Raw genomic sequence first — 16,080 nt, 5'->3', positions numbered from 1 at the left:
ATCTATTATAATCCGGCATTTACACTTCATTCAAGGACTGAGGAAGGAAGTGCTTGCGTGAAGTTTTTTTACTTGGGTTTCGTCGTGTTTTTTCTGTCGCTGAACCTGCGGCCGTCCATTACGTCTGTAGGACCGTTGCTTGACATCATTCAAAAGGATTTGGGCATGAGCGGCGTGACCGCCAGCCTGATTACGACGCTTCCGGTCTTGTGCATGGGGCTGTTTGCGCTTTCGTCGATCACGCTTAGCCAGCGTTTTGGGCTGGAGCGAGCGTTGTTTGTCTCTATGGTGATGATTTTTGCGGCTACGGCGTTTCGGGCGGCGGTCAACGACAGCGTCAGCCTGCTGGCGACTGCCCTGATTTCCGGAATTGGCATCGGCATCGCAGGCCCGCTTTTGTCAGGCTTTATCAAAAAGCATTTTCCTGGCAGGCCGGGTGCTACGAGCATCTACTCCGTATCGCTGGTCATCGGGGCGGCGGTCGCTTCGAGCTTGTCGATTCCGATTTTTGAAGGGCTGCACCAGTCGTGGCAATATGCGCTGTGCGTCTGGGCAGGCTTGGCGGTGATTGCGGCGGGGCTGCTGCTTCCGCTGACGAAAGAAAAAGCGGCGAAATCGGAGCTGACACGGCCTTCCTTGCGGGTGAAAAATGGGCGAATGGGCAGCAGCATGGTGTTTTTCGGTTGCATGTCATCGATGTTTTACATGATTACCGCCTGGCTGGCGCCGCTCGTGCAATCGGCAGGAATCAGCCACGAGCAGTCGGGACTCGTTCTGACGTTGTTTACGATCATCCAGATTCCCGTCAGCTTTTTCGTCCCGGTCATCGTCAGCCGCACGGGCAAACGCAATCTGTGGCTCGTCATCTGTGCCCTGTCCGAGCTGATCGGCGTCGCTTTGCTGCTCGCTCACCTGTCGCCGTGGTTGGCGACCGTGTTTCTCGGAATCGGGGCAGGCGGTCTGTTCCCGCTGGCGCTTTTGATCCCGATTCAGGAAGCGGAGAGCGCTGCGGAAGCGACTTCCTGGTCAGCGGCAATGCAATGCGGCGGCTACATGCTCGGCTGTCTTGGGCCGATGCTGATTGGGTTGACTGTGGATGTTTTTGGCAATTTTACGGTTGGGTTGATCGTGATGCTGTTCATCATCGGCTGTCTGCTCTGGTCGATCAGCAGGCTCGGCGGGCGGAAGCAGGTGGTTAAAAGGACGGTGGCGACATAGGGGAGGAAACAGGAGAAACCGCCGCAGGGCACCTGGCCTCTTGCGGAGAAGCCTAGACTGGCCGCCTGCGGTGAAAAAGGAAAACCGCGGCAAAAGCAGTGTGTTCGAAGAAGTGTGCTCACGTTGCCGCTTAAAAGCCGTTTTCCTTTTTCGCCTCCGGCTGGGAGGAGTCCGAAAGCCCTGCCGCTTGTTTCTCCTGTTTCCTCGGCCAACGTTTAGCTTTGGGCGGAGTTTGTTTGTTGAAAGTTAAGCGGAGGAGGAAATTTCTGGATGAGCTTCGTGATGGTTGATCAGGGGGAAATTCAGTGCGGGAAGTAGACAATCCTTTTTCATAGATGCGTTGTATGACGCAACCGACTTCAAGAAAAACCTTAATCATGGTTTCGATTTTACCTTGTCACGGCGGAAGTGCCGATGACGCAAACTACAGAGAGTCAGCCCAAGCAAGCTTTTATGCATTCAGCCTTTTCCTTGAAACCCCCGATCGCCGCGCCTAAAGTACCGATGACGCAAACTACAAAGATTCAGCCCAAGCAAGCTTTTATGCATTCAGCCTTTTCCTTGAAACCCCCGATCGCCACGCCTAAAGCACCGATGACGCAATCCACAAAGCATCCTCCCAAGCGCTCCCCATTCAACCGAAGCCACCCAAAAAGAAAAAGCCTCGCGCACAAAAACGTGCCGAAGCCTTTTGCCAACGGTATATCCCTCACTGCAACGCCTTGTTTTGCATCAAAAAATCGATAAACGTCCGCATGATTCCGTTCACAGGCGTGTCTTTCAAGTAAATCAGCTCAAAATTGCGGTTGATTTGCGGCAGGTTGAGGACATCTACTTCCTTCAACTCCCCGTCACTCAAATCCTTGCTGATCGCAAAGCGCGGCAAAAAGGCGATGCCAAGCCGCTGTTTCACCATCCGCTTGACGACCTCGATGTTGTCCGCTTCCATGACCACGTTGTTTTGCAGTTGAAAATGGCTGAACGCGTTGTTGATCAGCTTCCAGTCCAGAGAGCCGCGGTTGAACAAAATCAGCCGTTCGCGCGCCACCTCTTCGATCGACACCTGATGGCGATAGGCAAACGAATGCTCAGGGTAAATCGCCAGCACCATGTCGTCGGACATGAGTTGAATCCGGTTGATCTGCGGGTGGTTGACCGCTCTGGCGATGCCGAACGAAACCTCGTGGTTGAGCACCATATCGAGCACCTGATGAGAATGTCCCGTGAGGATCGTCAGCTTGATTTTCGGGTACAGCTGCTGAAACTGTTCCACGAGATCCGGCAAGATGTAGAAGGCCGAAACGAATACGGTCGAAATGGTCAGCTCGCCTTCCACGTCGCCTTGCGACCGCTGAATCGCCTGTTGGCCTTCTTGCAGTGTGTTCATGATATTTTTCGCGTAGGGCAAAAACAAGTCGCCTTCTTTGGTCAGCGAGATCGTATGTCCGGTGCGTTGAAACAGCTTGCAGCCCATCGAGGTTTCCAGCGCTTTGATCCGCATGCTGACGGTCGGCTGGGAAAGGTACAACAGGTCTGCTGTTTTGCTGAAACTCCCGGTCAAGGCAACAAAGATAAACGCTTCCAGTTGTTCCATATTCATAGGGGTAGGCTCCATTATGCAAAATTTTGAAGATGCCTATAGCAAAAATTCATTGGAATCGCACTTAAAAATACATTACCGTAAAATGAGAGAATTAGGTAGAGTTCGACCAGAGAAAATAGAGCGAGGAATGATGGGAATGCAGGGAATGATGGGAATGCCGATTATCGATTTGCATTGCGATGCGCTGTTGAAGCTGTGGGAGGAAAAGGGCAGCATCTCCTTCACCGATTCCGACAAGCTCGATGTGAACAGAAACAGACTGCACGAAGGCGGCGTAAAGGTGCAAAGCTACGCGATTTTCACGCCACCCGATCTGCCGTCGGAAAGCCGGTTCCAGTGCGCGCTGGATCAGATTCATTACTTTTACGCCGAAGTGCTCGGCAAACACCCGGAAATGAAACAGATTCGCGACTGGAGCGATCTGGACAAGCTCGGCGACGGTGAGATCGGAGCCATGTTGACACTCGAAGGGGTCGAGCCGATCGGCAACGACTTGAAAAAGCTGCACATTTTGTACCAGCTGGGCGTGCGTTCTGTTGGGCTTACCTGGAACTTGGCGAACTTGGCGGCTGATGGAGTGCTGGAAGAACGGAAGGGCGGGCTGACCGCGTTTGGCAAAGAGCTGATCCAGTTTCACAATGAACGAAAAATTTTGACAGATGTTTCGCATTTGTGTGAGCGCAGCTTCTGGGAGACGCTGGAGCTGGCAAAATACCCGATCGCGAGCCATTCCAATGCGCAGGCGATTTGCGGCCATCCCCGCAACCTGTCCGATGAGCAGGCAAAGGCGATGTTTGCCAAAGGAGCCAACGTCCACGTCGTCTACTGCACGATGTTCATTAACGAGTCGACGCCGCCGACAATCGACGATCTGATCCGGCATATCGACCATTTTTGCTCGCTCGGCGGAGTACGCCACATCGGGCTAGGCTCCGATTTCGACGGGATTTCTGCCAAAGTCGTCGGACTGGAGCATGCGGGCATGAGCCAAAATTTGATCAATGAACTGCTCAAACGATACAAAGAGGATGAAGTGCGCGGGTTCGCCTACGAAAACTTTTTGCGCAACCGTCCAGTGTAAGCAAAAAAGCGCAAGGAGGAGTAACCATGGACCGCACTGAAAAGAACAGAGGAAAAATTCGCGAATGGGGAGCTGCCGTCGGCAAGCTGCCTACAGGCGAAAAAAACGATCTGACAGACGTGGCAGGTGTCCGCGTGGGGCATGTGACGATTCAGCACGAGTTGGCAGACGGGGAGTGCGCATGTACAGGAGTGACGGCGATTTTGCCGCACGGAGGGAGTCTGTTCCGCGAAAAGGTGACCGCTGCAAGCTACGTCATCAACGGCTTCGGCAAGACGACCGGGCTTGTGCAAGTAAACGAGCTGGGGGTGCTGGAATCGCCGATCATGCTGACCAACACGTTTTCGGTGCCAGCTGTCACACAGGGCACCTTGCAATACATGCTGGCTACCAACGAAGAAATCGGCGATACGACAGGAACGGTCAACATCGTGGTCGGCGAGTGCAACGACGGGCATCTCAACTCCATCCGCCGATGCGTGGTACGGCCGGAAGACGCAGTGGCGGCGATTGAAAACGCTTCGGAGCAAGCGGTAGAGGAAGGAGCGGTCGGAGCAGGAACGGGCATGATCGCTTTTGGCTACAAAGGCGGAATCGGTTCGTCTTCACGGGTCGTGGCGGCGGATGGGCAGAAGTACACGCTCGGTTCGCTGGTGCTGTCCAATTTTGGCAGCAAGGACGACTTTTTGGGCCACCGGCTGTTTGCCAACAGCAATACCAACGCCGACGAAACAGAAACGGACAAACAGGCAACCGAGCGCAAAGAGGACGGTTCGATCATCATGGTACTGGCTACGGACGCGCCGCTGAGCGATCGGCAGTTGCTGCGCGTCGCCAAGCGGGCAGGAATCGGGCTGGGGCGTACGGGAAGTCACTTCGGGCACGGGAGCGGCGACATCGTCATTGCCTTTTCCACCGCACAGAAAATTCCGCACAACACAGACGCGCATATCGAGACGCGCGTACAGCTTCGCGAGGATCACCCGATCATGAACGAGCTGTTTGCGGCGGCGGCAGAGGCGACGGAGGAAGCGATCTACAACTCGCTGTCCCAGGCAGTCACGACGAATGGCAGAAAAGGGCGCACGGTGCACGCGCTGCCGACCCCGCTTTTGTAAAAAGGTCGGCTTCAGCAAGAACGATCTCATTTATCCCAACAATATGGAGGACGGCTATGGAGCGACTGCAAACGACAGAGCTTGCGCATTACATAGAAACTTTCATGGAAGAGCACAGCGTCCCTGGCCTTGCCGTGGCGCTGTCTCTTCACGGACAAACGATCTATGCCAAAGGGTTTGGCGTGCGCGATCTGGATACAAAAGAGCCTGTTACGCCCGAAACGGTTTTCGGCATCGCTTCCGTCACCAAGTCGTTTACGGCAGCGGCGATCATGCAGCTTGTTCACGAAGGAAAGCTGTCGCTGGATGATCCGGTCAACAAATACTTGCCGTCGTTCCGACTGACAGGCTGCGATGCGGGCAAAATCCAGATTCGCCATCTCCTGTCCCATACCTCCGGCGTTCCGCCGCTGCTGCGCAAAGAAGAGCTGATCCAGTTTCACGAGCATCTCGATTATTTGGCTCACGTGGAATTTGCCGCGCTGGGCGAGCCAGGACAGTATTTCAGCTACGCCAATGACATGTTCCTGCTGCTTGGGGCGATCATCGAGCGAGTGACGGGCCGTCTGTACCGCCGTTATATGACGGAACGGCTGCTGGAGCCGCTTGGCATGCACCGCTCTACGTTCAGCCTGGAGGAAGTCGCGCGTCTGTCCAATGTCTCTACCCCGTATGCGCGGCGAGGGGCAAACCAGCAGATGACAAAGGTTGCCTGGCCGACGCTCGGCAACTACGAGGTTGGCGGCGGCATTCGTTCCAGCGTGGAGGATTTGCTTGCGTATGGAAGCCTGTACGTAGGCGGAGGACGCGATCAACAGCAGGAAATCGTGCCCGCCACAGGACTTGCGCCGATGTGGCAGCCCGTCCATCGGCTGACGAAAGACGCCTGGTACGGATATGCGCTCAAGACGACAACGGACTACGCGGGGGTCACGCTGGTCGAGCACGGGGGAGGGCAGCCAGGCGTGTCGTCCAATTTCGGCTTTGTACCGGAAAAAGGGGTGGTTTGTGTCGTGCTGTCCAACATGGAAAACGTGCCAATCCGCAAAGTATGGCTGGCAGCGGTAAACGCGGCGCTGGGCTTGCCGCTTGCCCACAAGGAACCAGACGCGCCGCTGTATCAGATCGACGGCGAGGAGCTGGACAAGCTTGTCGGGACGTACGCTTGCGCAGAAGGCGGGCACCTGCGGCTCTTCGTCAGGGAGGGCGTGCCCGTCGCCGATGTGGCAGGCACCGAGTTTGCCCTGCGCGCTGCCGCAAGCGATACATTGATCTTTACAGACAGCGAGCTGCCGCTGCGCTTTTTCTTCAAGGCGGATCGCCGAGCCTGGGCTGTGCTGCTCGGGATGAGGATGCTGCAACGCGTCGAATAGTCTTTTGCAAAAGCTGCATTCGCAAGCCTGTTTCACGGGAGAAGTAAGTCGTGGAACGGGCTGTTTGCTTTGCAGCGAAAAAGAGTAAAGAAAGTGAAAATATTGGTAAAAATTTTAAAACTAATAATTCTGAATATTTACTATAATACGAACTGTCTTCCAAAAGTAGAGGGGGTTCGTGTATGGGAGTTCGATCCTGGATATTTGCGGCACTCCAAGTGAGTATCGCCACGGCATTGCTGGTTGGGTGTAGTCAGCCCGCCGCCAATTCCGGCCAAGCGCAGCCAGATGGCGCGAAAGAGCAAGCTGGACAAGAAGTCAGGCTGAAGATGGTCGAGAGCATTACCAGTCCGCAGCGCACAGCGCTTCTGAAGGAAATGCTGACCCAGTTTGAAGCGAAAAACCCGGGCATCAAGGTAGACCTGATCTCCCCGCCTTTCGAGGGGGCCGATCAAAAAATTACGCAAATGCTGATGGCAAAAGAAGAGCTTGATGTGCTGGAGGTCCGTGAGTTCAATGCGAAGCAGTTCTCGATGAACGGCTTTATTGAAAATCTGAAGCCCTACACGGAAAAATGGAGCAATTACGACCAGCTGACCGATGTGGCGAAACGCCGCGCCACTTGGGTCGACAACACCCCTTACTATATTCCGAACGGCTTGTATCAGCGCGTCCTGTACTATCGGGCGGACTGGTTCAAGGAAGCGGGCATCGAAGCGCCCAAGACGTGGGCTGAGCTGTTGGCCGCGGGCAAAAAAATGACCGACCCGGCCAAAAACCGTTACGGGTACAGCTTCCGGGGAGGCCCTACCGGGTGGGACTACGCCTTGATTGCGATGTGGGCCTACAACGGCACCGAGGTCGATCCGTCCTCTGCTTTTTTCCTGAAAGACGGCCGGACGCTTTTTTCTACCCCGGAGTCATTGGAGGCAATGCGCTACTACAAGCAGCTGTACAAAGAAATATCGCCGCCCGATTCGGTAAGCTGGGGCTTCCAGGAGATGGTGCAAGGCTTCGTGGCAGGTTCGACGGCCATGCTGATCCAAGACCCCGATGTCATCGATGGAGCCAAGGAAAAAATGCAGGAAGGAACATGGGCAACCGCCCCTTTGCCGATTGGGCCATCAGGTGTAGCCCAGCAAGTGGTAGGCGGACCAGGCTGGGGCATGACAGCATACTCCAAGCATAAAGCGGAAGCATGGAAGCTGATCGAATTTCTCTCTGACCCCGAGCAAAGCACCCACTTCGCCAAGAAAACATCTGTCATTCCTGTGGTAAAAAGCGCAGCGGAAGACGAGTTTTACAAAACCGGATACTTCCAGCCGTTCATTGAGATGAACCAGCAGCCGCAAACATTCATCGATGTATCCAGACCTGTCGACTACAAAGGCTGGGGAGCGTGGCAAAGCGCGGCAGACAAGGAAATCCAGAGCTATTTGCTCGATCAGCTCTCTGCGGAAGACTTGCTGAAAAAGTGGGACGAGTATTGGACAAAAGAGCGGGCTGAGCGCAAATAGACGAGGGGGGAGCGGTCTTGCAAACAGAGAAGCCCATCGTCGTAGCGAAAGAACCATTCGTTTCGCCACCGAAAAAGCCGTTTCGGCTGTCCAAGGAAGGAGCTTTCATCTGCCTTTGCTTGCTGCCAGCGGTATTGTTTGTCGGCATTTTTACTTACTATCCGCTGCTGCGCGGCATCATCATGTCCTTCCAAAACTACACGCTGTTTAATTTGCTGGATGTGCGCTTCATCGGCTTGGACAACTTCTTCGCTGTCCTGACCAGCCCGGAGTTTCCCCGCGTGGCGTTGAACAGCTTTTACTGGGTGGCTGTCTCGCTGTTCTTCCAGTTGCTGTTCGGCTTTGCCTTGGCGTTGTTCATGCGCCGCCGTTTCCGGGGGAGAGGCATCTATCAGGCGTTTGTGTTTTTTCCGTGGGCGATGTCCGGGTTTTTGATCGGATTGATCTGGCGGTGGATGTTCAATGCGCAATTTGGCGTCATTAATGACTTGCTGGTGAAAAGCGGGTTGATCGCTGCCCCGATCCCGTTTTTGGCCGATGGAAAATGGGCGCTTGCGGCCGTGATCATCGCAAACATTTGGTACGGTGTCGCTTTTTTTGCCATCATGATTTTGGCTGCCCTGCAATCGATCCCGGAGGAGCTGTACGAGGCGGCAGCGATGGACGGCGCGGGGCGCATCCAGCAGTTTTGGAGCGTGACCTTGCCCTACATTTTGCCGACGATGCTGGTGACGATTCTTCTTCGGGTCATTTGGATCTTGAATTTTCCCGACATCATTTACGCGATGACCAATGGCGGTCCGGCAGGCTCGACTCACATCTTCGCCACGTATATGATCGATAAAGTCATTTTCGGACAGGATTACGGGCAAGCCTCGGCTGTAGGGGGCATCATTGTCTTGCTCCTTCTGGTGTTCACCGTGTTTTACGTCAAGGCGACCCGCATGGAGAAGGGAGGGGATTTCTAGATGCAGCGCGATCACATATGGTGGCAAACAGCGCGGGTAGTTGTCTTGGGCGGATTTTTGGCCTTTGCGATTTTTCCGTTGTACTGGATTGTCATCACGTCGCTCAAAGGGCAAAAAGAAATTTTCTCGTTGCCGATCCGCTACTGGCCCGATGAGGTGACGTTGCTCAATTATGTGGAGATTTTTCGCATCTCGCATTTTCAGGTCTATATCTGGAACAGCTTTCTCGTATCGCTGTTCGCTTCGGCGCTTGTCGTCGTGATCGCCATGCTTGGCGGGTACGTTCTGGCCCGCTTTTCGTTTCGGGGCAAAAGAGAGGTCATGTTCGGCTTTCTCGTCACACAGATGATTCCGATCTTCATCGGGATGGCGCCGCTCTATGTCATGATGTCGAAAATGCATATTTTGAACAGTCTGTTTTCTTTAATCCTGATTTACACCGTCATGCTGATTCCGTTTTGCACGATCATCATGTCCGGCTTTTTTCAACGCATCCCGAACGCGTTGGAAGAGGCGGCCATGATGGATCGCTGTTCCCGGATCAGCGCGTTGTTTCGCGTAATCGTGCCGATCATGCTCCCCGGTATCGCAGCCACGTTCATTTTTGCCTTCGTGCAATGCTGGAACGAGCTGATCATGGCCGTTTTGTTCATCGATGAAGAGTCGGTCAAGACGATCCCGGTCGCCATGAACGCTTTCATCAAAAAGTACGACATCGAGTGGGGAGCGATGTCGGCAGCTACTGTTCTGTCTGTCATCCCGACGATGCTGTTGTTTGCCTTTTGCCAAAAGTACCTGGTGGAGGGGCTGACGCAAGGAGCCGTGAAAGGATGAAGACGCTACACATAGTCCCGCATCCCCGCCCGATACGCCTGTTCATCCCCTTGCTCGATGCCGAACAATGCTTCCTGCAAGGCAAACGTGCTGCGATAAAAGCGCATGCGGACGAGGACGGAATCCAGATCGGGGTACCACGGTGACAGGCAGGACAAAAAGTTCTCGCCATAGCTCGCGGCGAGTCCGGCGAAATCGTAAGCCGCGTCGCCGATGCCTGCTCCGCCGAAGTCAATGATGCCCGTGATCCGCTGTTTTTGCGCGTCGTACAAAATGTTGGTCGTGCCGAAGTCGCCATGAATGAGCCGCGGCGCAAACGCAAAGTGGGCAGGATCAGCCAGATACGTCTCAAATCGTTCAGCAATCTCCTGTTTGGCCGACTCGCGCATGGCCGGGAACAGCCGGGAGACGATTCGGTCGTAAAGCTCCGTCAGCTCGTCTGCCATGCCAACCGAGTCGGAAACAAGCTCAGGGAGCCGCTGTTCATACGGAAAAGAGTGCAGCTCATGCAAAAATCGCCCGAGCTGGGCGGCGATGGCAGGGAGCTGATTGTGACGGGCTGCTTGCGCAAACGCTTCACGCGTAAACGGCTCTCCGCGTAGCAGCGGGTAGCCAGTGAAGACTTTACCAGGCTCCTCCGGCACGAAGGAACGATAGACCGGAGCGGGGATCGGCAGGGAAACGCTATCCTGGACCGCTTGCAACACGGCTGTTTCTTTTTTCAACTGGCGAATGCCCAGCGCGTACTTGGGAAAGCGAAACACGTACGCGCCGTTGACGATCCACACATCGTTGTTTTGTCCGATCTCATTGCGAACGAGAGAGTGGACAATGAAATCAGGATAGGCATCCTGGATGGCGCGTATGCAGCTTTGTTCATTCATAGCCGTTCTCCTTTCAGCGTGTGATGTGAAAAAGAAAGAGCACTCTCCCGCGTGGAAAGTGCTCTTTTCGCATTCAGGAAGCAGCCAGCTCGAATCGGACCACCGTTTCCTTGCCGCCCGCGAGCTTTTCCTGCTCGACGACTCGCCAGTTTCTGGAGATCGTCTTGCGCATCCAGTCGAGCGCTTCAACTGACAAGCGAACCTGGCTCAGTGCCGTTTCCTCTACCTCATAATCTTGCTCGGCCAGCAGCTGATAGCGCTTATTCAACAGGAACTTGATCCCGTTTATCGTCGTGAACTTGATTTGATAGCCGTCGCGAATGGCTTGTTCCAGCGCAGCAGAATCGTTTTGGTACAGTTGAAAGAGGGGAGAGAAATCGTACTTGCCGCCTTCCACATCAGCGAAAGGCTCCGAATCGCCCGTTCTCAGCCTGTGAATGATTTCTTCATCGACAAATCCATGGGCACGAGCGGCTTCCAGAAGCATCGTCTCCCATTGGGACAGCTTAACCGTAGACATGAACAGCCCTCCTCGATCTTTGCATGTACTGTCTAGTATAATCTCTGCTTTTGTAAAACTCAACCATAATTCCGACTGTTTTTGTATGAAATGAAAATGTCACGAAGAAACAGGCGAAGCGGACTTATGATCGCGCGGCTCTTTGGAAGTGGTGGTTAGCGTAACGCCTGCGATGATCAGGAGCGCTCCAAACAGTTGAATGAGCGTGACGGGCTTCGCCAACAGGAAAAAGCCGAACAGCATGGCGATAAACGGCTCCAGATTGGAAAACATCGCGGCTTTGGCCGCTCCGACTTTTTGCAGCTGGCTGTTCCAGATCAAGGTGACGATGCCGTGCATGATGACAGCGGTCACAAACAACAAAATCCACGAAGACAACTGCGTGCTGTAGGCAACTTGCGGCAAGCTGGCGAAGACGAACGGCAGCAGCGCGCCGAATCCGATCAGGTTGGAAAAAAGCGTGGTCACGAGCGGAGGCAGTCGGTGGCCGAGCATGCGGACGAGAATGATCGAGACGGCAAATGTCAGCATCGTCAGCACGATCCAGAGAATGCCGACGTCAAAGTGCAGCTCGGCCCCTGTGTAAATGACGAACAGAACGCCAGCCGTACCGATGACAGCGCCAAGCCCCATGCGCCATGTCAGCGCTTCTTTTAAAAACAGGGCGGCGAGCAGCGCAGTCGTTACCGGAGTCAAAGCCAAAATCAGCGACGAAGTAGTAGGATCAGCCGTCACCAGCCCTTTGTAAAACGACCACTGGTTAATCCCGACGCCGACAATGCCGAGAGTCGCAACCAAAAGCCAGTCGCGCCGTGACAGCTTCGGAATCGTCAGTCGTCCTTTTGCCCAGATCAACAAAAACAGCGCGATGAACAGCAGACGCATGACAGACAAAAACAGCGGCGAAAATTCCGCCACCAGCATTTTGCCAAAGACAAAATTGCTGCCCCAGGCGGTGACGCAAAAAATGAGCAGCAAGTAAGATCGCAGCATGACATTCGTTCCTTCCTGTGCGATCAGCGCCAGCCAGCACCAGCAGCGTAAGGGCTTGCAGGCGTTACGCCGTGCGGAAGTAGCGCCTCCACAGCCAGGTGATGCTCAGGTAGCCTACCAGGAAGAAGGCCGTAGCAAAAGAAGCGATCCAGATCGCTTTCATCGGATCGACAAACGCTCTGCTGACGTACCCTGCTGCCTGTCCTACCACAGCGCTGATCAAAATGAAATTGGATGCCTTCCCCCGCGACCAGACGATGACGATCAAGGGCAAAATCAGGGAGGCGTAGATGATGCCGAAGAAAAACAGCAAGTCGAGCAAGGTCGGCTTGAAATAGCTCGTCAGACCAAAAGACACCGCGCCAATCATGATGGCGAGCATGTAGCCCGTGCGAATTTTTTGCCGTTCGGTTGCACGCGGGCGGAACAGCTGATAGACGTTGTTGACCATCAGGCTGATCATGGAATGCAGCCCGGCTCCGAATGCGGACATGATCGCACCGAAGGAGCACAGGACGAACAGGACAAGCAAAAACATCGAATCGATTTTGCGGACGAGGTCGAACATGAGCGAGTAGATGTCGTCAAAGCCGCCCGTGAAAATGACGATGATGATTAGCGACGAAAAGGCCAGCGGCACCGTGGCGAAAATCAGTCCGGACAGCAAAAAGGTCGGGACGATTTTTTTCTCTTCCATCATATACAGCCGCTGCCAGGAAGCCTGGTCGGAAAAAACTTGTCCGAAGCCGATCAACAGCCCCGTGACGATAAACAACAGCCCTTCCTTGTTGCTTGCCACGAGCAAATACGGATGGTACAGCCGCAAGCCGTTGTAGACGTGCTCGACGCCTTTTCCGATGAAAAAGTAAACCGGAATGAGAATCGCCGCAGCAAATGTAATCACAATCTGCACGATGGCAAAGCGGTGGATCGAGCGGATTCCACCGATGCCGGCAAACAGGACGGAGAACACAAAAAAACAGAGCAGACCGAGCGGGATAGGCAAGCCGAACAAAATGTTCAGCAAAACGCCGCCAGCCATCCCTTGGACAAACATCGCTTCGATCGTCGTCAGCAGCAACAAAATAATCATCAGCCAGTAGCCAAAAGGGTGCAGCTTGCCCTGCAAGTAATCGCCGATGGTCATGCCTTCGGAAAATTCCCGGCGCACCCGGCGGCCGAGCAAACCGAAGAAGCAGAGGGCGACTGCCCCCATCAAGGCGAAGCCGATCCCGCCGAAGATGCCGTATTTGACGAGCGCCTCTGGTGAGCCAAAAATGGTGTTGCCAGTCACCCAGCGGGCAAGAATGGAGACGGCTCCGAGTCCGATCCCGATTTTGGCTGCGCCCAGCACGTACTCGCGAAAGGATAAATACGTCAAAATACATTCCCCTTGTCCCGATATTCTTTGGGAGTTTTCCCGACCACCTTGCGGAAGATGGTGCTGAAATAGTGCTGGCTGTTGAAGCCTGTGCGCTCCGCTACGGTCGAGATGCTCCATTCCGGATGGCCGATCAGAAATTTTTTGGACATCTGAATCCGGTATTGCATCAGGTACTCGGAAAACGAAACGCCGACTTCCTCATGAAACCGTCGACTGAGATAAGTCGGATTGATGTGCACCTCTGCCGCGAGGTCAGCCAGGTTGAGCTTTTCGGCAAATTTCTGGTGGATGATGTTCATCGCATCGGAAATAATCCGGGTGTAGGCGGACAAGGCAGGACTTTTCTGGTATTTGTTCAAAATCTCGACCAGCTCGCTCTCGATGACAGGCTTCGTGATGTAATCGACGACACCGAGGCGGATGGATTGTTTGGCGTAATGAAAATCTTGGTAAGCGGTCACGATGATCAGTTCGATCTCTTTATGCTGGGCACGCAGCTCCTCGCCGAGCGCCAGCCCGGATTTCCCCGGCAAATTGATGTCCAGAAAGGCGAGATGAAGAGGCACCTTCTGGCTGATCGCCATGGCTTGGCTGCCGTCAGCGGCCTTGTACAAATTCCACAAGGGGAACATGGGCTGGATCAAGTATTCCAGCTGGTCCAGCTCCAACGGTTCGTCATCCACGAGTAGTACGTTCATCTTGTTCACCTCACATCAACATGTTCAAAAATACACGGCCATTGAACAATCACACGCGTTCCTCCCTCAGATGAGCTTTCTAGCTGTAATTGTGCGTGATCACCAAAGCAAAGGTGAAGGCGGCGCCGGATGTTGTCCAAGCCGTGGCCGCTCTTCTCATGCGGCTGTTCGGCTTCGCTGTCTGTTCCATTCTCATGCTCGAAGGCGGCGAGGTCAACAGAGCCGTTGTCTGCGACGACGAGCAAGACATCGTCTGCTTGGCGGCTGATGTGGATTTGCAAAACAGCGTCGCCCATCTTGCGCTCCAGCCCGTGTTTGAACGCATTTTCCACGAGCGTTTGCAGCACGAACGGAGGGATCGAGGCGGTGAGCAAATCGTCCGCGCATTCGAGAGTAATGTGCAGTCGGTGGCCGAAGCGGAGCTTTTGAATCTCCAGGTACTGCTCGGTGTATTGAATCTCCCGGGCGAGTGAAATCAACGGCTCCGTCGATTTGTACTTGAATTTGAGAAACTGGGAGAGGACTTCGAGAGCCCTCACCAGCTCTTTTGTCCGGTTGAGCCGTGCCAGGCTGAGGATGACATTCAATGTATTAAACAGGAAGTGCGGCTGGATTTGCTGGTTCAGCTGATTGTAGAGCGCTTGCTGAAGCTCCTTTTCCAGCTCGATCTTCACATTTTTGTTTTCCAGCAGGTCGATGCGCTTTTCAAAAATGAACAAAAACAATAAAGCAATAGCTCCTATAATAGGAGCCAAAATGAACAACAGAATGAGCAGAGTGAAACCTTCGAAGCTTATCATGAGATCCCTTCTGTATGGTCGTCTTTGATTTTGCAGTTACCATCATATCATGCCGCTTGAGGCTCGCTTGCTTTTTTAGAAAATTTTAATGTCTCTTACGGCACGAGGTGGCAGGCAACCTGATGCGTGCTGTGTACGTTGGTCAGAGCCGGAACTTCTGTCTTGCAGCGCTCGACCGCGAGCGGGCAGCGCGTATGGAAGCGGCAGCCTTGCGGTGGATTGATCGGCGAAGGCACGTCTCCGCGCAGGATGATCCGTTCTTGCTTTTTGCTGACGTCCGGGACCGGAATCGCGGACAAAAGCGCCTGTGTATACGGATGCTGCGGACTGTCGAACAGCGACTTCTTGTCGGCGATTTCCACGACTTTGCCGAGATACATCACCATCACGCGATCAGAAATGTGGCGAACGACGCCAAGGTCATGCGAGATGAACAAGTAGGTCAGCTTGAACTCTTTTTGCAGGGATTTCAACAGATTCAGCACTTGTGCCTGAATCGAAACGTCGAGAGCAGACACCGCTTCGTCGCAAATGATCAGCTTGGGCTGCATCGCCAGGGCGCGGGCAATCCCGATCCGCTGCCGCTGCCCGCCGCTAAATTCGTGCGGAAAACGATCGATTTGATCCGGGCGCAGACCGACGTGGCTGAGCAGTTCAATGATGCGCTCCCGGCGCTGGTTGGCAGGGACGATGTTTTGGATCGCCAGTGCTTCGCCGAGAATTTGCGCCACGGACTGACGCGGATTCAGCGATGCGAACGGGTCCTGGAAGATGACCTGCAAGTCTTTGCGCATGCTGCGCATTTGCGATTTGGACATGGCGAGCAAGTCTTTTCCTTCGAAAAATACCGAGCCGCTTGTCGGTTCATCGAGGCGAAGGATGGCGCGTCCGGTAGTCGATTTTCCGCAGCCGGATTCGCCTACGATGCTGAGCGTTTCGCCTTCAAAAATCGTGAAGCTGACATCGTCAACCGCTTTGACGTGATTGACGGTGCGGCCCAAGATGCCGCCTTTGATCGGGAAGTGCTGCTTGAGGTTTTGGACTTCGAGCAGTGGTTTTTTCGTTTGATCGGCTGTCATCATCATGACG

15 protein-coding genes are annotated in these 16,080 nt (G+C 54.2%); 7 read left to right on the top strand and 8 right to left on the bottom strand.

All coding sequences use genetic code 11. The annotated features are described in order from the left end of the window. Positions 1 to 57: 57 nt before the first annotated feature. A complete protein-coding gene (locus IRJ17_RS24720) occupies positions 58 to 1,218 on the top strand; it encodes an MFS transporter (protein ID WP_242772180.1) in 1,161 nt (386 codons plus the stop codon). A 709-nt stretch (positions 1,219 to 1,927) separates the two neighbouring features. Here the strand turns inward: IRJ17_RS24720 and IRJ17_RS24715 are convergent. Continuing rightward, positions 1,928 to 2,818 (bottom strand): LysR family transcriptional regulator, encoded by an 891-nt coding sequence (locus IRJ17_RS24715; protein ID WP_173596184.1) that lies wholly within the window; start codon positions 2,816 to 2,818, stop codon positions 1,928 to 1,930. Between the two features lie 148 nt (positions 2,819 to 2,966). Between IRJ17_RS24715 and IRJ17_RS24710 the strand changes: the two genes are divergently transcribed. From IRJ17_RS24710 to IRJ17_RS24685, 6 genes are all read left to right on the top strand, one after another. Continuing rightward, complete coding sequence (locus IRJ17_RS24710; protein ID WP_242775327.1) at positions 2,967 to 3,902, top strand: dipeptidase; 936 nt, start codon at positions 2,967 to 2,969, stop codon at positions 3,900 to 3,902. Between the two features lie 26 nt (positions 3,903 to 3,928). Beyond that, positions 3,929 to 5,020 (top strand): DmpA family aminopeptidase, encoded by a 1,092-nt coding sequence (locus IRJ17_RS24705; RefSeq protein ID WP_242772179.1) that lies wholly within the window; start codon positions 3,929 to 3,931, stop codon positions 5,018 to 5,020. 56 nt (positions 5,021 to 5,076) lie between these two features. Continuing rightward, complete coding sequence (locus IRJ17_RS24700; protein ID WP_242772178.1) at positions 5,077 to 6,393, top strand: serine hydrolase domain-containing protein; 1,317 nt, start codon at positions 5,077 to 5,079, stop codon at positions 6,391 to 6,393. Positions 6,394 to 6,770: 377 nt separating this feature from the next. Then, positions 6,771 to 7,910 (top strand): ABC transporter substrate-binding protein, encoded by a 1,140-nt coding sequence (locus IRJ17_RS24695; RefSeq protein ID WP_423751932.1) that lies wholly within the window; start codon positions 6,771 to 6,773, stop codon positions 7,908 to 7,910. A 17-nt stretch (positions 7,911 to 7,927) separates the two neighbouring features. Next, the gene (locus IRJ17_RS24690) at positions 7,928 to 8,878 is read left to right on the top strand and encodes a carbohydrate ABC transporter permease (RefSeq protein WP_242772175.1); all 951 of its coding nucleotides are present in this window, start codon (positions 7,928 to 7,930) and stop codon (positions 8,876 to 8,878) included. Further along, complete coding sequence (locus tag IRJ17_RS24685) at positions 8,879 to 9,712, top strand: carbohydrate ABC transporter permease (RefSeq protein WP_242772172.1); 834 nt, start codon at positions 8,879 to 8,881, stop codon at positions 9,710 to 9,712. Between the two features lie 5 nt (positions 9,713 to 9,717). On the opposite strand, the gene IRJ17_RS24680 is transcribed toward IRJ17_RS24685, so the two are convergent. The 7 genes from IRJ17_RS24680 to IRJ17_RS24650 form a co-directional block, all read right to left on the bottom strand. Next, positions 9,718 to 10,596 carry a phosphotransferase family protein gene (locus IRJ17_RS24680; protein ID WP_122963088.1) on the bottom strand — a complete coding sequence of 293 codons (879 nt, stop codon included), beginning with the start codon at positions 10,594 to 10,596 and terminating at the stop codon, positions 9,718 to 9,720. A gap of 73 nt (positions 10,597 to 10,669) precedes the next feature. Beyond that, on the bottom strand, positions 10,670 to 11,116 hold the full coding sequence (locus IRJ17_RS24675; protein WP_242772170.1) for a hypothetical protein: 447 nt from the start codon (positions 11,114 to 11,116) through the stop codon (positions 10,670 to 10,672). A gap of 99 nt (positions 11,117 to 11,215) precedes the next feature. Beyond that, positions 11,216 to 12,109: a DMT family transporter gene (locus IRJ17_RS24670; RefSeq protein WP_122963090.1), complete on the bottom strand. Its 894-nt coding sequence runs from the start codon at positions 12,107 to 12,109 to the stop codon at positions 11,216 to 11,218. A 64-nt stretch (positions 12,110 to 12,173) separates the two neighbouring features. Continuing rightward, on the bottom strand, positions 12,174 to 13,490 hold the full coding sequence (locus tag IRJ17_RS24665; RefSeq protein ID WP_122963091.1) for a sodium:solute symporter family transporter: 1,317 nt from the start codon (positions 13,488 to 13,490) through the stop codon (positions 12,174 to 12,176). Beyond that, positions 13,487 to 14,191, bottom strand: a complete 705-nt coding sequence (locus IRJ17_RS24660; RefSeq protein ID WP_122963092.1) for a response regulator transcription factor — start codon at positions 14,189 to 14,191, stop codon at positions 13,487 to 13,489. The genes IRJ17_RS24665 and IRJ17_RS24660 overlap by 4 nt, the downstream gene beginning before the upstream one ends. A gap of 5 nt (positions 14,192 to 14,196) precedes the next feature. Next, on the bottom strand, positions 14,197 to 14,991 hold the full coding sequence (locus IRJ17_RS24655) for a sensor histidine kinase (protein WP_122963093.1): 795 nt from the start codon (positions 14,989 to 14,991) through the stop codon (positions 14,197 to 14,199). Between the two features lie 95 nt (positions 14,992 to 15,086). Continuing rightward, positions 15,087 to 16,076 (bottom strand): ABC transporter ATP-binding protein, encoded by a 990-nt coding sequence (locus IRJ17_RS24650; RefSeq protein WP_122963094.1) that lies wholly within the window; start codon positions 16,074 to 16,076, stop codon positions 15,087 to 15,089. Positions 16,077 to 16,080: the final 4 nt, after the last annotated feature.

Source organism: Brevibacillus parabrevis (genome assembly GCF_022701015.1).
GTDB lineage: Bacteria > Bacillota > Bacilli > Brevibacillales > Brevibacillaceae > Brevibacillus > Brevibacillus parabrevis.
Note: the sequence above shows the minus strand (reverse complement) of the source record. Positions and strands in the feature narration are given on the sequence as shown.